The organism is Pseudomonas nabeulensis (genome assembly GCF_004682045.1).
Lineage (GTDB): Bacteria > Pseudomonadota > Gammaproteobacteria > Pseudomonadales > Pseudomonadaceae > Aquipseudomonas > Aquipseudomonas nabeulensis.
In genome coordinates, this window is sequence record NZ_QUZT01000047.1 from 24,954 (window position 1) to 44,837 (window position 19,884).

Genomic DNA, 19,884 nt, shown 5'->3' on the forward strand with positions numbered 1-19,884 from the left:
AAAGCGTCACGGGCGATAGAGAATCGCTGAACCCCACGACAGCCCCACACCAAAACCGCTAATGGCCACACGCTTCCACGTAGCGTCCATCACGTGTTTTTCCAGCAGCAACGGAATGCTCGACGACACGGTGTTGCCGGTCTCGACCATGTCCTTGATGAACTTGTCCACGGGTGCATCTTCAAAACGACGCGCCACGGCGTCGACAATCGCCGCGCTGCCCTGGTGGATGCAGAACGCATCGATCTCGTCAGCCTTGAGCTCGGACTCGTTGAGCAACTCGTGCAAATGTGCCGGCACTTTAAGCAGCGCAAAGTTGAACACCTGGCGGCCGTTCATAAAGAACACACCATCGCTTACCTTGAGGTGCGGCGCGCCGGAACCGTCGGTGCCGAACTTGGACTTGCCCAGTTGCCAGGTCGCGTCTTCGCCCATCCAGGTCGCCGTGGCGGCATCACCGAACAGCATGGTGGTGTTGCGGTCTTCCGGGTCGACGATCTTCGAGTACGGGTCGGCGGTGATGAGCAGGCCGTTTTTCAGGCCGGCGGCTTCCATGAAGCCCTTCATCGCGTAGATGCCGTAGACGTAGCCGGAGCAGCCCAGGGAGATATCGAACGCCGCCACGTGGGTCGGCAGGCCCAGTTTGTCCTGGACGATGGCGGCAGTGTGGGGCAAACCCTCTTCGTCACCGTTCTGGGTGACGACGATCAGCGCGTCGATGGACTCGCGCTTCAATTCCGGGTTATTGGCAAACAAAGCGTTGACCGCCTCGACACACAGATCGGAGGTTTCCTGCGCGGCTTCCTTGCGCGGCAGGAACGCCGAACCGATCTTGCCAATGATGAATTCTTCATCCTTGGCGAATTTGGCACCCTGGGCGTAGTTATCGATCCCGTCGGCCGGCACGTAACTGGCGATGCTTTTTATGCCAATCATTGTGGCTTCCCAATACTAAATAGCTGGAGATCACCCCGCGAACCGGTTCGCCGAGTGCTGACAATAAAAGGGGAAAACCCCGAAAAAATCTCGCTGAAAGCCGCCCCGTAAAGACCCTGCGACGACTTATCCTTTTCACACGATACAGTGAAGATGCGCTTTATGACTCGCAGGTCACCTAATTGTGTGTGGTTTATGCAAAACCTTCAAACAATTAAGCCCCGGAAATGACAACGGCCCAGCCTGTTTCCAGGCTGGGCCGCTTGAGGTCTCGCCGATTACATCTTGTTGAACAGGCTCAACTGGGAGATTTTCACGAACGCCAGTTGCGAGGCTTGCAGCATGGTTTGTTGCAGACTCAGGTTGATCGAGGCTTCCGCCAGATCGATATTGCCCAAGTCGTTCATGGTCGAGTCATTGGCGATGCCCAGACTGGAGTTTTGATCAGCCTGTGTATCCAAAGCCTTACCACGCGCGCCGATTGAACCGCGCACCTGGTCGATCTGGATTTTGGAGTTGGCCAGGTTGCCGATGGACCGAGCGACCACGTCCTTGAGCTCCTTCTGCGCGGCAGGGTTGCCGTCTGCCGGTGTCTCAAGGACTTTGCGCAGGTGGCTCAGGGTGTCGAGGACGTTTTCGTTCTTGCTGCTGGTGGCGCCGATCGTGAAGGAATCACCTTCTGCCGGATCGGAAGTCACGCCATATTCAACGCCTGCGACCGTAATCGAGGTAGCACCTGTGGCCAGGGTATCACTGGCGATGGCCTTGCTGTCCGCCGTGTACGGCTGCGCGTAGACGTTATACGCTCCGCCCGCACCGAACTTGACGACAACGCCGGAGTTGGGAAAGGTGCTGGCGTAGGCCGCCTGGTCAGTCACCGCACCACCGGTCAGTTGCGCCGTACTCGCGTTGCTGGGTGTACGCGAAACGCTGAAGGCGTCCGGCTTGAGCGCCAGGGTGAACTCGCGATCCTTCACCAGATCATCCGATGGCGTGCCAGGCAGCACGCCTTCGCCCAGGTTGAAACCGATATCGAACTTGACCCCGCGCAGATTGACGGTCGAAGCGCCTTCCTTGGTGGCGTCAAAGGTACCGTTGCCCTGAATCTCGGAGGTGACGTCCTTACCGGTGCTGTCGGTCACGGTGTACTGGGTGCTGCTGATGAATTTCAGCGAATACGGCTGGCCGCTGGCAAAGCTGCTGGTGGTACCGGCAGTAATCAGCCCGGCGGACACTGTGACCTTGTAATCATCGACGTCAGGCGGGGTGAGTACGCGCGTTGTTTGAGTGCGCCCTGTATTGCCCGAACCTTCGAGGATGGTTTTCGCGGTATCACCCATCGACATCGACAGGTTTTCGGCCACCCTCAAGGTTAAAGGTGTCTCATCCCCTTGGTAGGTGTAGGTGCCATCGTTGTTCAGGGAGTAAGGCGGTGTGTCCGTCTTGCTGCCGGAGAACATGTAGTTACCATTGGCATCCTTGGTGTTGAGCAACGCCAGCACTTGATCCTGGATCGCGCCAATGGTGTCGGCATGCGCCTTGCGGTCGGCATCACTGATGCCGATGTTACCGGCAGCCAAGGCCACTTCACTGGCCTTTTGCAATGCATCCTGGATACCGCTCAGCACGCTCTCTTCAGAAGCGAACGCGTTTTTCAACGTGGAAATATTGCCATTGGACTGAGCCAGCATATCTTTCTGCTGCTGCAGCATCAGCAAACGCGCCGCCGCCACCGGATCATCCCCTGCCGTTTGCACACGCACGCCGGAGGTGGTCTGTTCCTGGGCCTTGATCAGGCTGGAATAGTTCGATTGATACTTGGCAGTACTGGATTCGAAATATTGCTGTGTAGAAATACGCATCGTCCCAGACTCCCTTAAAGGCTATTGATCAGTGTGCTGAAGGTTTCTTGCGCGGCCTTGATGATCTGCGACGACGCGGTGTAGTACTGCTGGAACTTGATCATGTCGCCCGCTTCGTCATCCAGGTTGACCCCGGACACCGAGCCGAGCGCTTCTTTGTTGGCGGCCAGCAGCGCACCGGTCGCTGCAACATCAACGCCGGACTGACTGGCCTTGGCGCCCACTTGGGAGACCAGGCGGCTGTTGGCCCCAACCAGGCTTACGCCGGTATTGCCATCCCCCAGGCCAACCGTGGCTTTGGTCTGCAAGTCGAGCAACTGCTGGGCATTACGCCCGTCGGACTTGCCGCCGCTGTTAAACGAAAACGTGGTGCTGTCACCGCCGGCCGGCGAACCATTGACGGTGGTGTCGAAGCTGAACCCGGAGCCCGGAATAGGCGTCCCCGTGGCGTCCAGTTCGGGCACATTGATGGTCACTTTATTGCCCTGCCCCGGAACGATGGTGCCGGTGCCGATCGACTTACCCTGGGCGTTGCTGATCGTGTACGACTGCGTACCGTCAGCCGCTGGCGCAGAAAACACCATTTTCACGGGCATCAGACCTTCGATATCCGCCCGTAGCTTGGCCGAGTCGGCGCCGCCATGGATGTCCACCGGGTTGGTCAGGGACGGCTGGGTAAACGTGCCAGTGCCGGTGTTGGTCTTGCTGCTGTCACCGGCCAACGCACCGGCAAAGGCCAGCTTGTTGGCATCCACCAAGTCCACACCAATAGCACTGGCGCCGTTGGCGGTAGGGCTGACCTTGAAGCTGTCGCCAAAGCCCATCGGCCCTTTGCCATCGAGCGACAGGGTCACACCGTCGAACGAGGGCGGCGCGGTGGTGGAAGTGATATCAAAGTTGCCCATGGCTTTGCCATCCGAACGCACCACCGTGATGATGTTCGGGTTGGTCTTGTCGGTGAAGGTGACCTTGTAGTCATAGGTGGTCAGCTTGCTGCTGTCGTCGATCGTCACGTTCAGGTTGCCGGAGCCCGCGCTGTTACCCGACGCCCCTTGGCTGCGCGAGGCGATGGCGATGGCGCTGTTGACGTCCTTGAACAACGAGGTGCCGAAATCACCATTCAGGTCCAGGCCCTGGCCCAGTTGGTTGTTAATCGTGTCCGCCGTCGCAATGGCCAGGCGGCCCAGCTCATTGATGGCCGGCATCAACGCATCGCTGCGATAACGCAGGAGGCCGCCGATGCTGCCACCGCTGATCACCGAACCCAAGTCCAGACTGGTGTTGTTCACATTCAGCTGGATGGTGTATTGGCTGTTATCGGTGCTGCTCGGTACGGCCGAGATCGTGTTGGAAATACCCCCTTCCACCAGCGGTTGACCCGTACCGGTAGTCACGGTGAATTGACCATTTTTTTCAGTAGCGGTGACGCCAATCAGCTCATTGAGCGAGCGCACGGCCTCGTTGCGCGAGTCCAGCAGGTTGGCCGGCGCGGAGCTCGCCGAGCCCTGAGCCTGGACAATCTGCTTGTTGAGGGCAGCAATCGAGGAGGTCAGTTGATTGACCTGATCACTCATGGTGCTCAACTGGCTATTGATGGTTTCTTTCTGCTGGGTCAGCTGTGTCGAAATCGAATTGAAACGACTGCTCAGGGTCTGGGCATTGGCCACCAGCAGTTGCCGGGCAGACAGGTCACTCGGGTTGGAGGACGCGGTCTGCAAGGTGGCAAAGAACGCGCTGAGCGCCGACGACATGCCGGTGGTCTTGTCCGACAAGAGCTTGTCCACGGCGCCGATCTGGCCCTGATAGGTATTGGCGTCGGCACTCAACGACGTGCTGTTCTGGTACGCCGTGTCCAGGTACTCGTTGTACACCCGACGCACATCCGCCAGGGTGGTGCCACTGCCGATGAATACGCCGCCAAACTGATTCGACGCGCTGGCGGTCTGACTGCTCTGCTGGCGCGAGTACCCTGGGGTATTAACGTTGGCAATGTTGTTACTCAAGACCGACAACGATCCTTGAGCGGCGTTAAGCCCCGACATCCCGATACTGAGCAAACTCATGGTTCAGACCTTATAAATGTGTGGTTGCGCCAGCGGCAGCGTAGTTCTGGTAACTGTTCATGGTTTTTGCGATCTGCGAAATCTTGCTGGCATAGTCCGGGTCAGTTGCGTAACCGGCTTTTTGCAACTCGCGTACAAACTGTTCCGGGTTGTCGGCCGATTTCACAACTTCTTTATAGCGATCATTGCTTTGCAGCAATGTCACCAGGTCGTGGAAGCTGTCCTGGTAGGAGCTGTAGGAACGGAACTGCGCCGTTTCCTTGACCATCGCTCCATCACGGAACTCGCTGGTGATTGCACGCGCTTGACCGCCCTGCCAGCTCTGGCCGGCCTTGATGCCGAACAGGTTGTGGCTGCTGCTGCCGTCTTCGGCGCGCATCACCGATTTGCCCCAGCCGGTTTCCAACGCAGCTTGGGCCACCAGGTATTTCGGATCGACACCAATGCGTGCGGCGGCGGCCTTGGCCATCGGCAACATGGTGGCGACAAATTCATCCTGTGAGCTGAACGCTTTTTTCGCCGGTGCCAACGGTGGCTGGGCCACAGCGCGGCCATACACCTGCATGCGGTCATTGCGTACGGCAACGCTGCGGGCGGTGCTGTTGACCACGTTGTCTTCGGCAGCGCTGTTACGCAGTGGCGCAGACTTGGCAACGGTGGTGGCATCGGTGCTCGGCACGATGCCCGCCAGCAGGCGGTCGGTCAGCTTGCTCGGCAACGAAATACGGCGCTGGTTCATCAGCTCCATATCATTGGCATGGGCGCTGGCGCCTTCGGGCACTGCCACGCGGTAGGCCCACAGCGGACGCTGGCCATTGGAGCGGCCCAGCGGACCTTCGGCCTGGGTGCCGGCGGCAATTTCCGTCGGCACTGCAACCTTCTTCTCAGGCTCAGCCGCCGCCGGCCCCTGCAAGGTGGCGGCCTGGGCCTCCACCGGCTTGTTCTTCTGCATCTGGCGCATCAGCACGTCGGCCAGGCCGATACCACCGCCTTCGCGGGACATCGAGACCGCCAGTTGCTGGTCGTACATTTCCTGGTACTGCTTGGCCGCCGGCGTGTTCATCGGGTTGTCTTTGCCCAGCGCCTCGGTGGCCGAGCGCATCGACTTGAGCATCTCGCTCAAGAACAACGATTCGAACTCCTGCGCGACCTTGCGCATGTTGCCTTCGCTGTTCTTGTCGTCGCCGACCTTGAGCTGGTTAAGCCGGTTCAAGTCGGAGTAAGACCCCGAGTCCGCCGTGCTGCTGATACCGCTCTTGCGCATATCCATGGCCATGGCCTCAGATCACGATCAGGTCGGCTTGCAAGGCGCCGGCCTGTTTCAGCGCTTCAAGGATCGCCATCAAGTCGCCGGGCGCTGCGCCCACCTGGTTCACCGCGCGGACAATTTCATCCAGGGTGGTGCCGGGGCCGAATTTGAACATCGGCTTGGCTTCTTGTTGAGCGTTGACTTTGGAACGTGGCACCACCGCCGTCTGACCGTTGGAGAACGCCCCCGGCTGGCTGACGATCGGGTCTTCGGTGATGGTCACGGTCAGGCTGCCGTGGGTCACCGCCGCGGGCGAGACCTTGACGTTCTGGCCGATCACAATGGTGCCGGTGCGCGAGTTGATGATGACTTTGGCCACGGCCTGGCCCGGGTCGACTTCAAGGTTTTCCAGGATCGACAGGTAGTCCACGCGCTGGCTGGGGTCCAGCGGTGCAGTGACGCGGATCGAACCACCGTCGATGGCCTGGGCCACGCCAGGGCCGAGCATGTCGTTGATCTTGTCGACCACGCGCTTGGCGGTGGTGAAGTCGGAACGGTTGAGGTTCAGGGTCAGGCTGTTGCCCTGGTTGAAACCGCTCGGCACGGTGCGTTCAACCGTGGCGCCACCCGGGATACGCCCGGCGGATGGCACGTTGACGGTGATCTTTGAACCGTCGCGACCTTCGGCGTCAAAACCGCCCACCACCAGGTTGCCCTGGGCGATGGCGTAGACGTTGCCGTCGATACCTTTAAGCGGTGTCATCAACAAGGTGCCGCCGCGCAGGCTTTTCGAGTTACCGATGGACGACACGGTGATGTCCACCACCTGGCCCGGTTTGGAGAACGCCGGCAAGTCGGCGCTGATCGATACCGCCGCCACGTTTTTCAGCTGCACGTTGCCCGAACCCGCCGGCACCTTGATGCCGAACTGCGAGAGCATGTTGTTGAAGGTCTGCAGGGTGAACGGGGTCTGGGTGGTCTGGTCACCCGTGCCGTTGAGCCCCACCACCAGGCCATAGCCGATCAACTGGTTGGAACGCACGCCGGAGATGCTGGCGATGTCTTTCAGGCGCTCGGCCTGGGCGACGGCGCTCAAGGACAGCAAGAGTGCCGCTGCCATCAGCTGTTTGAGTTTCAAAGTGGCCACCTAGAAAGGGAACAGCGGGCTAAGGAAGAAACGGTCGAACCAGCCCGGCTGGCTCGCATCAGCAAACGAACCCGTACCCGAGTAGGTGATGCGTGCATCGGCAATGCGCGTGGACGGCACGGTGTTGTCGGTGGCGATGTCATCGGCGCGAACCATGCCGGCGATGCGCACCAGTTCGTCACCGGTGTTGAGGGTCATCCACTTCTCACCGCGTACGGCGATGATGCCGTTGGGCAGCACATCGGCCACGGTCACGGTGATCGAGCCGGTCAAGGTGTTGCCTTGCGCCGCCGCACTCTTGCCGTTGGTGGCACGGTCGCCGCTGTAGCCCACGTCCAGGCTCAGGTCGCCGCTGCCCAGCGGGTTATTGGTGTTGGGCACGCCGCCGAACAGCGAGGTCAGGCCGATCCCGGTCTTGCTGGTCTTGCCGATCTGCGAGTTGGCGTTCTTGCTGGCCTGGGTCTTCTCGTTCAGGGTGATGGTGATGATGTCACCGACCCGGAACGCCTTGCGGTCGCTGTACAGGTTCTGTTCGAAACCGGCCTGGTAGATCGAGCCATTGTTGGCCGCCGCCGGCAACGGTGTGCGTGGCAACACCGGCGCGTAGTACGGGTCATTGGGCTTTGGCGTCGGGGCGACACAGCCCGCGAGCACGGTGATCCCACTCAATGCCAAGACAGAAACAAAGCGATTCATGACCCTTACCTCACGGTGTTGCAGGCGCCTCATGAGCGCCCCATAGACTTGATTACAGATTCTGCGTAACGAACGAAAGCATCTGGTCGGCGGTGGAAATCACCTTGGAGTTCATCTCGTAGGCGCGCTGAGTGGTGATCATGTTGACCATCTCTTCAACGGTGCTCACGTTGGAGGTTTCCAGGGTGCTTTGCAGCGTGGTGCCGAAACCGTTCAGGCCTGGGGTGCCGATTTGCGGCGCGCCGCTCGAAGCGGTTTCCAGGAACAGGTTGTTGCCCATCGCCTGCAGGCCGGCCGGGTTGATGAAGTCGGCGGTTTGCAGGTTGCCGATCACTTGGGACGCCGGGTTACCGGCCACGGTGATCGACACGGTGCCGTCGTTGCCGACGGTGAAGGTCTTGGCATCGGCTGGAACCACTACAGCCGGCTCCAGGGCGAAACCGTTGGCAGTGACGATCTGGCCGTTGGAGTCCAGGTGGAAGGTACCGTCACGGGTGTAGGACGTGGTGCCATCCGGTTGCAGGATCTGGAAGAAGCCACGGCCGTTGATGGCCATGTCCAGCGGCTGGCCGGTTTGCTGCAGGTTACCGGCGCTGAAGTTCTTCTGGGTGCCGACGATCTGTACACCGGTACCCAATTGCAGGCCCGACGGCAGTTCGCTGTCCTGGGTCGACTGGGCGCCCGGCTGCTTCTTGATCTGATAGAGCAAGTCCTGGAACTCGGCGCGGTCACGTTTGAAACCCGTGGTCGATACGTTGGCCAAGTTGTTGGAAATGGTGGTCAGGTTGGTGTCCTGGGCGGACAGACCGGTTTTGGCAACCCATAGAGCCGGAAGCATGCTGTTCTCCTTCGTGCGCCTGTTTGTTGGCGCTGCGCCGCAAAATTAGTTAATGGGATCAGCTCATCTGCATGACGCGGGTCATGGCCTGATCGTCTTCTTTAGCGCTGTTCATCATCTTGATGTGCAGCTCGAATTGTTTGGAGAGCGCCAGCACCGCGGTCATTTCTTCCACGGCATTGACGTTGCTCGCCTGCAGGAAACCCGAGGTCAGCGTAACGTTCGCGTCAGCCTGGGCCGGCTGGCCATCCTTGGTGTGGATGGTGCCATCCAGGCCTTTATTCATATTCTTGAGGTCGGGCTGGACCAGCTTGATACGGTCCACTTCCGCCATCACCCGCGGGCCTTCGCCCATGGCGCGGATGCTGATGGTGCCGTCGGAGCCCACTTCGATTTTCTGCTGGGGCGGCACGGCAATCGGACCGCCATTGCCCATGATCGGCATGCCGTTGCCGGCCCGCAGTACGCCCAGTGCATCGACGTTCATGCTGGCGCTGCGCACGTAGGCTTCGCTGCCGTCCGGAGTCTGCACGGCCATCCAGCCGTTGCCGTTGACGGCCACGTCCAGGTCACGACCGGTCTCGATCATCGCGCCGGGGGTGAAGTCGGTGGCCGGACGTTCGGTCATGGCAAACGCCCGCGCCGGAAAGCTGTCGCCGAACACCGGCATCGAACGCGCCTGCTCCAGGTCACGTTGAAAGCCGTTGGTGGAAATGTTCGCCAGGTTGTTGGCATGGGCCTTCTGCGCCAGAGCATTCTGGCTGGCGCCGGTCATTGCCACATAAAGGTACTTGTCCACGCTCTTTCCTCTTTCTGACGGACGCTTGCCGCCCACCGCTGTACTGAGGAGGCTTAAGCAATTTGCGAACCAACTTTTGGAATTGAGGTAAAGACCAAGCAGAGCAAGGGTTTGCGGGCAGGTGACAGGAAATGGGCGCGGAGTAAGAGTCGAAAAAACGGCGGACTACTGCCGCTGGCGGCAAACACCGGTCTTACCAGCGACAGAGATCAAATGTGGGAGGGGGCTTGCCCCCGATGGCAGTGTGTCAGGCAGTACATCTGTAGCTGAAAGACCGCTATCGGGGGCAAGCCCCCTCCCACAGTTTTAACCCAGTTGCGTCATGGGAGTTATTTGTCGGTCTTGAGAATTTCGTAATCGCGAAGTTTGTTGGCGATGGTGGTGTGAGACACCCCCAGCCGCTTACCCAACTGCCGACTACTCGGATGCTCGGCATACAAACTCTCCAACACCGCCTTCTCAAACCGCCCGACAATCGCCTCCAACCCGCCCTCCAGGGAAAAATCCCCCAGGGGCTGACGCACGCCATAGTCCGGCAAACGAATATGCTCGGCCTTGACCGTGCCGCCCTCGCACAACGACACGGCCTGGAACAATACGTTTTCCAACTGCCGCACATTGCCCGGCCAGTGGTAGTGGCTCAGGCGCTCCATCGCCGCCGGCGCCAGCTTGGGCAACGGGCAGCCAATCTGGCGACTGGCCTGGTCGAGAAAGTGCTCAACCAACGGCGCCAATCCGTCGAGGCATTCGCGCAGTGGCGGGATGTGCAGGGACAACACGTTGAGCCGGTGATAAAGGTCCTGGCGGAATTCGCCTCGGGCGCACAGTTCGGACAAGTCCACCTGGGTCGCGCAAATGACCCGCACATCCAGGTACACCTCTTCATCGCTGCCGACACGCCGGAAGCACCCGTCCTGCAAAAAGCGCAGCAACTTCACCTGCAAGCGCGCGCTCATTTCCCCCACACCATCGAGAAACAACGTACCGCCCGCCGTCAGCTCCAGCAGCCCCAGCTTGCCTTCGGCGCGTGCGCCTTCAAAGGCGCCGGGGCCGTAGCCGAACAGCTCGGTCTCGGCCATCGACTCCGGCAAACCCGCACAGTTAAGCGCCATCAGCGGCGATTGCCCGCGTGGACTGGCCAGGTGGCAGGCCCGCGCCAGCAACTCTTTGCCGGTGCCGGTTTCGCCTTCTATTAATAGCGGCGCATCCAGCGGCGCCATGCGCCGGGCTTCGCGGACCACCGCCGCCATCACCCTGGAGCTTTGAAAGATGCTGTCAAACCCGCGCAGTTCCTGCTTGCGCACGTTGTAGATACGCTCACCCACGCGGTCGGCGCGGTGCAGGGTCAGCACGGCACCGGCCATGGCTTCGCTGTCGTCGTGCTCGGAGGATTGCAGCGGCGCGATGTCCGCCAGGAATACGTCACCCTTGACCTTGACCCGCAGGCCGTTGATCCGCGATTTACTGGCACGCACCAGTTCCGGCAAATCGAAATCCTCGGCGTAGCGCGACAACGGAATCCCCGGCACCTCGTCGACCCGCACTCCAAGCAACTGCGCTGCCGCGCGGTTGGCGGCGACGATGGAACCGCCCATGTCGATGGACAGCACCGGAAACTCCAGGGCGCCAAGCAGGGCATTGAGCTCCATGTGCCGACGCTCGCTGGGCATCAGCCCTACCCTTTTCACGCCAAACACCCCGGCAATCGCCTCGAACTGTGGGCGCAACGCCTGGAACTGCATATTCACCAGGTTCGGACAGAACAGGTAGATCGCGTTGCCATGCTCGCCGCCGACCTCGCCCTTGGCGACGTTGACGCCGTACTCCACCAGCAGGTTGAGGATGTCCCGCAGGATGCCGATGCGGTTCTGGCAGTGCACTTTGATACGCATGAAAAAGCCCAAAAGGTGGGTAGGCGCCGCGTCTTTTTGCCGCTGGGCGCAGATAGTCGTCAAGATTATGTGACAGCTTATGACACTTTCCCAGCCCAACACAGCGACAGGCACCACAAGCGTAACGAATAGTTTACGAAATTCAGTACATTTTCCTACGCGCCGTGGTTGGAGCGGGATGGAATCTACCGTCCGCCGGGTTATCAATAGGTTCATCGCAGGACATAACAAGAACGAATGCCTAGCAGGAGAGCCGTATGAAACAGACGCAATACGTGGCCCGCGAGCCCGATGCGCAAGGTTTTATCCACTACACGCCGGAAGAACACGCGGTGTGGAACACCCTGATCACGCGCCAGCTGAAAGTGCTTGAAGGTCGCGCCTGCCAGGAATACCTGGACGGCATCGACAAGCTCGGCCTGCCCCATGACCGTATCCCGCAGCTTGGCGAGATCAACAACGTGCTGGCCGAAACCACCGGCTGGCAAGTCGCCCGCGTGCCGGCGCTGATCCCTTTCCAGACCTTTTTCGAATTGCTCGCCAGCAAGCAGTTTCCGGTGGCGACCTTTATTCGTACCCGCGAGGAGCTGGACTACCTGCAAGAGCCGGACATCTTCCACGAGATCTTTGGCCACTGCCCGCTGCTGACCAACCCCTGGTTCGCCGAATTCACCCACACCTACGGCAAGCTCGGCCTGGCGGCCACCAAGGAGCAACGGGTGTACCTGGCGCGCCTGTACTGGATGACCATCGAGTTCGGCTTGGTGGACACCGCCGAAGGCCGGCGCATCTACGGTGGCGGGATTTTGTCGTCGCCCAAGGAAACCGTGTACAGCCTGTCGTCCGAGCCCGAACACCAGGCCTTCGACCCATTGGAAGCGATGCGCACGCCGTACCGCATCGACATCCTGCAACCGCTGTACTTCGTACTGCCCAACCTCAAGCGCCTGTTTGAAGTGGCCCAGGAAGACATCATGGGCATGGTCGAGCAAGGCATGCAGCTGGGCCTGCACGCTCCAAAGTTTCCGCCGAAACCCAAGGCCGCCTAAACCTCGATTTTTAAGGCCAGGTGAGTCTGTTCCCTGGCCCCGCGTTGCTTTAGGGTGACGCCACTGACCTTCAACTTTTCGAATTCAGGACACCCCCATGACCACCTTGAACCAAGCCCACTGCGAAGCCTGCCGCGCCGACGCCCCGCAAGTCAGCGATGAAGAGTTGCCGGTATTGATCAAGCAGATCCCCGACTGGAACATCGAAGTGCGCGACGGCGTGATGCAGCTGGAAAAGGTATTCCTGTTCAAGAACTTCAAGTTCGCCCTGGCCTTTACCAACGCCATGGGTGAAATCTCCGAAGCCGAAGGCCATCACCCCGGCCTGCTGACCGAATGGGGCAAGGTCACCGTGACCTGGTGGAGCCACTCCATCAAGGGCCTGCACCGCAACGACTTCATCATGGCCGCACGCACCGACGACGTGGCCAAGGACGCCGAGGGCCGCAAGTAATGCATTTTGATGCGATTGGCCGCGTGCCTGGTGACCCGATCCTCGGGCTGATGGACTTGTATGCCCAGGACAGCAACCCGAACAAATTCGACCTGGGCGTGGGCGTCTATAAGGACGACCAGGGCCTGACGCCGATTCCCCATTCGGTCAAGCTGGCCGAACAGCGCCTGGTGGACACGCAAACCACCAAGACTTACATCGGCGGTCACGGCAATGCAGCCTTTGGCACGCTGATCAGCGAGCTGGTGCTGGGGGCCGACTCCGCCTTGATCCGCAAACGTCGTGCCGGTGCCACTCAAACGCCGGGCGGTACTGGCGCGCTGCGGCTGAGTGCGGACTTTATCGCCCACAGCCTGCCGGGCCGTGGCGTGTGGCTGAGCAACCCGACCTGGCCGATCCACGAAAGCATCTTCGCCAAGGCCGGGCTCAAGGTCAGTCACTACCCGTACGTGGGCGCCGACAACCGCCTGGATGTGGCAGCGATGTTGGCGACGCTCGCTACCGTCCCGCACGGCGACGTGGTGCTGCTGCACGCCTGCTGCCACAACCCGACTGGCTTCGACCTGTCCCAGGATGACTGGCGCCAAGTGCTGCACATTGTGCGCGAGCGCCAACTGCTGCCGCTGATTGACTTCGCTTACCAGGGCTTTGGCGATGGGCTGGAACAGGACGCCTGGGCCGTACGGCTGTTCGCCAGCGAATTGCCGGAAGTGTTGGTCACCAGCTCCTGCTCGAAGAACTTCGGCCTGTACAGCGACCGTGTCGGTGCGCTGATCGTGTGCGCAGCCGATGCCGAAAAGCTGACGGATGTGCGCAGCCAACTGGCGAATATCGCCCGTAACCTGTGGTCGACCCCGCCGGATCATGGTGCAGCGGTGGTGGCGACGATCCTGGGTGATGCTGAGCTGAAAACCCTGTGGAGCGGCGAAGTCGAAGCCATGCGTTCGCGGATTGCGCACTTGCGCTCCGGGTTGGTGGAGGCCTTGGCGCCCCATGGATTGGCCGAGCGGTTTGCGCATATCGGCGCGCAGCGTGGGATGTTTTCCTATACAGGACTGAGTGCCGAGCAGGTGAAGCAGCTGCGCGAGAAACACAGTGTGTATATGGTGAATTCGGGGCGGGCGAATGTGGCGGGGATTGATGCGACGCGATTGGCATTGTTGGCAGCTGCAATCGCCGAAGTCTCCAGCTGACGAAACCGAGTTGAAAATGTGGGAGGGGGCTTGCCCCCGATAGCAGAGTGTCAGCCAATAAACATGTAGCTGACCCACCGCTATCGGGGGCAAGCCCCCTCCCACATTTGAACTGGGTTGAACTTTAGACTGTGGCCATCTCGGCTTTGAGCCGGGCTTCCTTGGCCTGGGCATCAGCCAGGCGATACAGCTCGATACTGCCATCCCAATGCTCGATCAAAGCCGTGCACGACTCCACCCAATCCCCACAATTGAGGTAGTCCACCTCGCCCACCTTGCGAATCTCTGCATGGTGAATATGCCCACACACCACCCCGTGCAATTCACGCTTGGTCACTTCGTGGGCGATGGCTTCTTCGAAATCGCTGATAAAGCTCACCGCCGTTTTCACCTTGTGCTTCAAGTACGCCGACAGCGACCAATAGCCATAGCCATACCGCGCCCGCCAATGATTCAGCCAGCGGTTCAGCGTGAGCGTGAATTCGTAGGCCGAGTCGCCCAGGAACGCCAGCCAACGGTGGTAGCGGGTAATCACGTCGAACTGGTCACCATGAATCACCAGCAAGTGGCGACCATCGGCAGTCACATGCACCGCCTCGTCCACCAACTGGATATTGCCCAGGATCAGTTTGGAGTAGCGACGCAGGAATTCATCGTGGTTGCCGGTGACGTAGATCACCTCAGTGCCACGCTTGGCCATGGTCAGCAGGCGGCGGATCACGTTGGTGTGGGCCTGGGGCCAATACATGCCGCCGCGCAGTTTCCAGCCGTCGATGATGTCACCAACCAAGTAAACCTTGTCGGCGTGGTAGCCCTTGAGGAACTGCGATAGATGCTCGGCCTGGCAATCCCGGGTGCCCAGGTGCACGTCGGAAATCCACAGGGTACGCACCCGTTGCTTGCGGCTGGGCTTGGTGAACTCGGCACTGGTCATGGGCATCCCTCGACGCTGTTTTCGCGAGCTTGCGCCCTGGCGATTAATAGCCCATGACAACTGTGCGTCAGTCTGATGACAGCACCCGCTCGCCGCAAAGCGTTGTAGACTGCCGGCTTGCTGCCCTGGAGACCGCGATGGGACCTGCCCTCACGCTACGCCACTACCTAGAAGCGCCCATTGCCCACAGCCACGAGCATGCGCAGTTGGTGTTCGGCTTGTCCGGGCATCTGGACCTGGAGGTAGATGGCCGCGGCAGCCAAGTGCGCGAAAGCAGTGTGATGGTGCTGCCCTTCTCTGCCCATCACGCGTGCGGCAGTCGCGATGGCAGCCGCTGCCTGGTGCTCGATGTGCCCACCGAACACTGGCTGCTGCAATCCTTGGGCGAGCATGCCGACGCCAGCCTCCGCCTGCTCGATCAACCGGCGCGACTGGCGCTGGATTCACGGCAACACCAACTGGTGCAATGGTTAGCCCACAGCCCAGTAGATGACCCGCTGATCGTGCAGCAAGGCGCGGTGTTGCTGCTGGCCAGCCTCAATCATGCCCAGGCCCAACCCGCGCCAGGTCGGCGCCTGCCCTACGCGGCCTTCAATGCCCATATCGAGCGTCACGCGGCGCATCCGCTGCAAGTCGCCGATCTTGCGCGCCTTGCCGACCTTTCCGAGGCACGCCTGCATGCACGCTTCATGGCCGAGTGCGGGCAGACGCCGATGGAGTATGTTCGCCGTCGGCGCTTGCAGATGGCGCTGGATCTGCTGCGCAGCACAGCGTTACCCATCGGTGAGATTGCGGACCGCGTCGGCTATACCTCGCAAAGTGCGTTTGCGGCGGCGATGCTGCGGGAATTTGGCGCCTCCCCGGGCGTTTTGCGACGCAGCGCGTAGCAAGAGTCTGGCGATAAACCGTGCGAGACTCACGACAGACATCCCCACGGCCGAGCCACTAGACTGCACCTCTGTCACCCGTTTGTTTCAAGGACCGCAATGACTCCCCGCTCAGCCCTCGGCGCCCTGCATATCGGCGCATTGATGTTTGGCCTCACTGGCGTATTCGGCAAACTGGCGGCGGCTTCGCCGGCCATTATCGTGTTCGGCCGTGCCGCGTTTGCCGTGGTTGCCCTGGCGGTGTTTGCACGCTTCGCCAGCAATGCGCCCTGGAAAAAACTCGAGAGGCGCGACTGGCGCCGCCTGCTGGTCAGCGGCGTATTGTTGGCGGCGCATTGGGTGACGTTCTTCATCGCGGTGAAAGTGGGCGGCGTGGCGGTCGCAACGTTGGGCTTTACCGCGTTTCCGGCGTTTACCGTGATCCTCGAAGGGGTGATCTTCCGCGAGCGCATCCGCGCCAATGAAGTATTGCTGGTGGCCCTGGTCAGCGTTGGCCTGGTGTTGGTCACCCCGGACTTCAACCTCGCCAGCGAAGCCACCGGCGGGTTGCTGTGGGGCATCGTTTCGGGGTTGTTGTTCTCCCTGCTGTCGCTGAACAACCGCGCCAGTTCCGGGCGAATTCCGGCGGTGCAGGCCGCGCTGTGTCAGAACGTGGTGGTCGCCGCGCTCCTGCTGCCGGTGGCGGCGCCGGGGCTGGCGGATGTGCGCGCCATCGACTGGCTGTGGATCGGCTTGCTGGGGGTGTTCTGCACGGGCCTGGCCCACAGCCTGTTTGTCGCCAGCCTGGCCGTGATCAAGGCACGCACCGCCTCGGTGGTGTTCGCCATGGAGCCGGTCTACGGCATCACCGTGGCGTGGCTGCTGTTCGCCGAAACGCCGACCCTGCGCATGCTGCTGGGGGGGGCGCTGATCATTGTTGCGATCGTGCTGTCGGGGCTGATGGGCAGTGCCAGCCAGGCCAAACAACCCGCTGCGACGGCCTGATCTATACTCTGGCGATCCGCAACAGTCTGTCGTCGTTTACCGGATAACGACTTCTCGACGACAGTCTTGGTCCATTTTGTAGTTGCCGCAGTGCGAGTGGTCATTCCATTCACGTAACCTGCAGGTGATACAAATGCACAAGGTCATACGTAATTTCACGATGACGCTGCTGATGTGCTCCATTGGCAACGCATACGCTGCCCAGGAGCACAATATTATCGTTGAGCTGGGTCAGGGACTGCCCCAACTGCAACAGAGTGCCAACAGCGACTACCAGCAAAAGAACCAATTGGAAGCCCTGGCACAAGCCATTCCAGAAGTACGTCAGACACTCGCGAAACTCGCTAAGAACACGCCTGAGGAAAACCGCGAACAGGCCAGATATGGCCTGTACCGGCAGTTTTTTGTCGATGGTAAAAACCTATCCACCGAGCAACGAGAGCAGGTACTCAAAAGCCTGCGGGCTAACCCGTTGATCAAAACGGCAGAAGTGCACACCACCGAAGACGCACCAAGGGTGAATCGCAGCCTGCCGGTGAATGTCAGCCGTAGCACCCCATCCCAACGACCGGCGTATCTGCTCGCCGCCACGCCTGGCAATGGCTACCGACTGGGTGGGATTAATTCAGATGCAGTGAACAATCTGCCGGGGGCCCAAGGCAATTTCGCGCGGGTCGTGATCCTCACTGACAGCTCCTGGGATATGAGCCATGCAAGCCTTGCGCAGCAATCTTTTCATCCATTGCGCCCTCGAGAACGACTTGCTTGCGGGCTCTACTGGGATGTAGGCCGCAGTGGAACGCAAGCGGCGGGGATCATTGCCGATAAAAACCTTGGCATCGTGCCTGCTGCACAGCTCATGGCCGCACCGTCTTCCTGGCGCGGCGGGATTTACTTCGACGACCTCAATGCAGCGAACTTGAAGGCCGGAGATGTAGTCGTCATTGATACCGCCACCAACGAAAATGCACCGTACTTTTACCCCCGCGATACCTGTCGCGGCGGTACGGTATGCACGCTACCCCTGGCATTGGCGGCGGGTGACGAAAACGTATTGTCCAGCTACATGCGTAACATCGAATACCTGACCGAGCAAAAAGGTGTCCACGTTGTGATCAATGCCGGCGGTGGTACCAAGCAATTGGCCGAGAGCTGGGCAAGCCAGTTTCCAGGCCGCTATCTGCCGATCAACCTGGACAACCCCGCTTTGCAGGGCAACTTCGACCGCAGCCGAAATGACGATGGCAGCATTCTCGTTGGCAGTATCAATCCCCGGACCGGCACTGCCGAAGGTGCCAATTATGGGAGTCGGATCGATGTCTCGACCTGGGGAACATCCATAAAGATGGCCGATTACCAGCCTGGGGTAAAAAACCTCTACACACGCTACGACGCAGACAATCCCCTCGATTACAGGCTGTCCACGTGGATTATTGCTGGGGCTGTCGCGAAGATTCAGAGCATTGCCTTTGCAAAAGGACTTGGCCCCGTGCCGCCCAGAATCATGCGGCAATTGCTGGTCGACACCGGACATGACTTGGTCAACGCCACTCCCGGTATAGCGCGTGGCAAGCAGCCGGACGTAAAGGCGGCGGTGGATAAAATGCTGGCCGCATACGCCAATGGGTTTCCACCCGAACCGGCGACCCCGACCATCAAACGCATTGTGGGCGTCGGGTTCGCTGCAGGCGATAGAGGCTCGTCGTTCGGCGGAGCCCGAAGCAATACCACGGTAACGTATACCCCCGTACTGAATGCGGCAGCGAAAGACGTCATCTTTGACTGGAAAGTCGCCCCCCCCTTGATCATCCGCAACGTAAACCCTGAAACCGGCGAACTGAAAGTGGACGTGCCGGCAGGCGTCGGGACTTACTGGCACCAACCGCCTCCGCGTACCACATCGGTCACGCTCACCACTCACGAGAAAAATGGCATAACCGACACACTGTCACGCAGCAGCTCAATCGTGGGCGTCTACACCTCAGACAAGACCTATGCAGCGACCTGGGACGTGCCCGATGCCATTGACGCTGGGCAGCCGACTTCGTTCACAGTGACACCCAAACCCAGTGGCGGCTCGGGGTATCAAATCCGCTGGCTGGCAGCAGATCTGTTCCCAGGCGTACAGGAGAAAACCGGCACTAATGCGCCTTACACCATTGGAGTGACCGCGCCACCGGTGACCGAAGACACACACATCAAGGTCGAAGCGGGCGGTACCCTACAAGGGTCCGCAGCGCCGATAGGCACGGGTTTTTTCCTGTCCAAAACTGTCCTCGTTCGGGCAAAACCGCTGGAGGTTCAACCGCTGACGGGCACGCTGACGGTGCCTGCATCCGTCGTTGGCGGCAAAGAGGTGCTGTTCAGCACGGACGTGAAAGATGTCAATGGTGGCGGGTTGAGCTATAAGTGGACACCGCCCCCTAGCTTCATCGGTGCTACCGACCGCGCGGTGTTCAGTGGCTTCGCTCCCAGCGTCAGCCAGGATATGGCGGGTCAGGTGGAAGTGTTGGTCTCGGACACCAAAGGCCAGCAACTGCGATTGTCACAACCCGTTAACGTAACGGCCAATCTGCCGAGCGTCAGCATCCTCGGCCCGAACGCCGTCGCCTCCGGTCAGACCGTCACCTTGACCGCGCAAGTCAGCAATCCCCCGCCTGGAACACTGCGCTACAGCTGGAGAATGGCACCAGGGTTTACAGGCACCCCCAGCAACAGCCCGAGCTTGACGTTGACTGCACCACAGGTCACTCAGCCCACTACCGCCGTGATTTCGGTAAGTGCTGGCGTTGGCATGAACCAGGCAACGGCGTCGATCACACTGACCATCGCACCACGTTAATAGACTGCGCCTCAGGCCGCTTCGGCGGCCTGATCTATACTCTGGCCATCCGCAACAGT

Annotated in this window: 16 protein-coding genes; 6 read left to right on the forward strand and 10 right to left on the reverse strand. The window is 60.3% G+C overall.

Going from position 1 to position 19,884, the window contains the following annotated elements:
* Positions 1-6 precede the first annotated feature (6 nt).
* From DYL61_RS21900 to DYL61_RS21940, 9 genes are all read right to left on the reverse strand, one after another.
* A complete protein-coding gene (locus DYL61_RS21900; protein ID WP_105694853.1) occupies positions 7-936 on the reverse strand; it encodes a ketoacyl-ACP synthase III in 930 nt (309 codons plus the stop codon).
* 278 nt (positions 937-1,214) lie between these two features.
* Complete coding sequence (locus DYL61_RS21905) at positions 1,215-2,798, reverse strand: flagellar hook-associated protein 3 (protein ID WP_135310059.1); 1,584 nt, start codon at positions 2,796-2,798, stop codon at positions 1,215-1,217.
* Positions 2,799-2,812: 14 nt separating this feature from the next.
* Positions 2,813-4,861: a flagellar hook-associated protein FlgK gene (flgK, locus tag DYL61_RS21910; RefSeq protein ID WP_135310060.1), complete on the reverse strand. Its 2,049-nt coding sequence runs from the start codon at positions 4,859-4,861 to the stop codon at positions 2,813-2,815.
* Between the two features lie 10 nt (positions 4,862-4,871).
* Complete coding sequence (gene flgJ / locus DYL61_RS21915; protein WP_135310061.1) at positions 4,872-6,137, reverse strand: flagellar assembly peptidoglycan hydrolase FlgJ; 1,266 nt, start codon at positions 6,135-6,137, stop codon at positions 4,872-4,874.
* Positions 6,138-6,141: 4 nt separating this feature from the next.
* Entirely contained in the window at positions 6,142-7,230 is a 1,089-nt protein-coding gene (locus tag DYL61_RS21920) for a flagellar basal body P-ring protein FlgI (protein WP_135310075.1), read from the reverse strand.
* Positions 7,231-7,257: 27 nt separating this feature from the next.
* The gene (gene flgH, locus DYL61_RS21925; RefSeq protein WP_135310062.1) at positions 7,258-7,953 is read right to left on the reverse strand and encodes a flagellar basal body L-ring protein FlgH; all 696 of its coding nucleotides are present in this window, start codon (positions 7,951-7,953) and stop codon (positions 7,258-7,260) included.
* Positions 7,954-8,005: 52 nt separating this feature from the next.
* Positions 8,006-8,791 carry a flagellar basal-body rod protein FlgG gene (gene flgG / locus DYL61_RS21930; RefSeq protein WP_005790105.1) on the reverse strand — a complete coding sequence of 262 codons (786 nt, stop codon included), beginning with the start codon at positions 8,789-8,791 and terminating at the stop codon, positions 8,006-8,008.
* A gap of 58 nt (positions 8,792-8,849) precedes the next feature.
* On the reverse strand, positions 8,850-9,590 hold the full coding sequence (locus tag DYL61_RS21935) for a flagellar basal body rod protein FlgF (RefSeq protein ID WP_105694848.1): 741 nt from the start codon (positions 9,588-9,590) through the stop codon (positions 8,850-8,852).
* Between the two features lie 329 nt (positions 9,591-9,919).
* On the reverse strand, positions 9,920-11,482 hold the full coding sequence (locus DYL61_RS21940; protein ID WP_105694847.1) for a sigma-54-dependent transcriptional regulator: 1,563 nt from the start codon (positions 11,480-11,482) through the stop codon (positions 9,920-9,922).
* 257 nt (positions 11,483-11,739) lie between these two features.
* On the opposite strand from DYL61_RS21940, the gene phhA reads away from it, so the two are divergent.
* From phhA to DYL61_RS21955, 3 genes are all read left to right on the forward strand, one after another.
* The gene (gene phhA / locus DYL61_RS21945; protein WP_135310063.1) at positions 11,740-12,531 is read left to right on the forward strand and encodes a phenylalanine 4-monooxygenase; all 792 of its coding nucleotides are present in this window, start codon (positions 11,740-11,742) and stop codon (positions 12,529-12,531) included.
* Positions 12,532-12,628: 97 nt separating this feature from the next.
* On the forward strand, positions 12,629-12,985 hold the full coding sequence (locus DYL61_RS21950) for a 4a-hydroxytetrahydrobiopterin dehydratase (RefSeq protein ID WP_105523117.1): 357 nt from the start codon (positions 12,629-12,631) through the stop codon (positions 12,983-12,985).
* Positions 12,985-14,178: an amino acid aminotransferase gene (locus tag DYL61_RS21955; protein WP_135310064.1), complete on the forward strand. Its 1,194-nt coding sequence runs from the start codon at positions 12,985-12,987 to the stop codon at positions 14,176-14,178. The genes DYL61_RS21950 and DYL61_RS21955 overlap by 1 nt, the downstream gene beginning before the upstream one ends.
* Before the next feature lie 124 nt (positions 14,179-14,302).
* On the opposite strand, the gene DYL61_RS21960 is transcribed toward DYL61_RS21955, so the two are convergent.
* A complete protein-coding gene (locus tag DYL61_RS21960) occupies positions 14,303-15,112 on the reverse strand; it encodes a UDP-2,3-diacylglucosamine diphosphatase (RefSeq protein ID WP_135310065.1) in 810 nt (269 codons plus the stop codon).
* 137 nt (positions 15,113-15,249) lie between these two features.
* Between DYL61_RS21960 and DYL61_RS21965 the strand changes: the two genes are divergently transcribed.
* From DYL61_RS21965 to DYL61_RS21975, 3 genes are all read left to right on the forward strand, one after another.
* Positions 15,250-15,999, forward strand: a complete 750-nt coding sequence (locus DYL61_RS21965) for a helix-turn-helix transcriptional regulator (RefSeq protein WP_135310066.1) — start codon at positions 15,250-15,252, stop codon at positions 15,997-15,999.
* A 99-nt stretch (positions 16,000-16,098) separates the two neighbouring features.
* Entirely contained in the window at positions 16,099-16,983 is an 885-nt protein-coding gene (locus tag DYL61_RS21970) for a DMT family transporter (RefSeq protein WP_135310067.1), read from the forward strand.
* 133 nt (positions 16,984-17,116) lie between these two features.
* Positions 17,117-19,825 carry a S8/S53 family peptidase gene (locus DYL61_RS21975; RefSeq protein ID WP_135310068.1) on the forward strand — a complete coding sequence of 903 codons (2,709 nt, stop codon included), beginning with the start codon at positions 17,117-17,119 and terminating at the stop codon, positions 19,823-19,825.
* Positions 19,826-19,884: the final 59 nt, after the last annotated feature.

Coding starts and splice junctions, on each gene's coding strand:
- DYL61_RS21975 (WP_135310068.1), top strand. CDS start 17,117: ATGCACAAGGTCATACGTAATTTCACGATGACGCTGCTGATGTGCTCC.
- DYL61_RS21920 (WP_135310075.1), bottom strand. CDS start 7,230: ATGGCAGCGGCACTCTTGCTGTCCTTGAGCGCCGTCGCCCAGGCCGAG.
- DYL61_RS21970 (WP_135310067.1), top strand. CDS start 16,099: ATGACTCCCCGCTCAGCCCTCGGCGCCCTGCATATCGGCGCATTGATG.
- flgH (WP_135310062.1), bottom strand. CDS start 7,953: ATGAATCGCTTTGTTTCTGTCTTGGCATTGAGTGGGATCACCGTGCTC.
- DYL61_RS21955 (WP_135310064.1), top strand. CDS start 12,985: ATGCATTTTGATGCGATTGGCCGCGTGCCTGGTGACCCGATCCTCGGG.
- DYL61_RS21940 (WP_105694847.1), bottom strand. CDS start 11,482: ATGCGTATCAAAGTGCACTGCCAGAACCGCATCGGCATCCTGCGGGAC.
- DYL61_RS21950 (WP_105523117.1), top strand. CDS start 12,629: ATGACCACCTTGAACCAAGCCCACTGCGAAGCCTGCCGCGCCGACGCC.
- flgK (WP_135310060.1), bottom strand. CDS start 4,861: ATGAGTTTGCTCAGTATCGGGATGTCGGGGCTTAACGCCGCTCAAGGA.
- DYL61_RS21960 (WP_135310065.1), bottom strand. CDS start 15,112: ATGACCAGTGCCGAGTTCACCAAGCCCAGCCGCAAGCAACGGGTGCGT.
- flgG (WP_005790105.1), bottom strand. CDS start 8,791: ATGCTTCCGGCTCTATGGGTTGCCAAAACCGGTCTGTCCGCCCAGGAC.
- DYL61_RS21900 (WP_105694853.1), bottom strand. CDS start 936: ATGATTGGCATAAAAAGCATCGCCAGTTACGTGCCGGCCGACGGGATC.
- DYL61_RS21965 (WP_135310066.1), top strand. CDS start 15,250: ATGGGACCTGCCCTCACGCTACGCCACTACCTAGAAGCGCCCATTGCC.
- flgJ (WP_135310061.1), bottom strand. CDS start 6,137: ATGGCCATGGATATGCGCAAGAGCGGTATCAGCAGCACGGCGGACTCG.
- phhA (WP_135310063.1), top strand. CDS start 11,740: ATGAAACAGACGCAATACGTGGCCCGCGAGCCCGATGCGCAAGGTTTT.
- DYL61_RS21905 (WP_135310059.1), bottom strand. CDS start 2,798: ATGCGTATTTCTACACAGCAATATTTCGAATCCAGTACTGCCAAGTAT.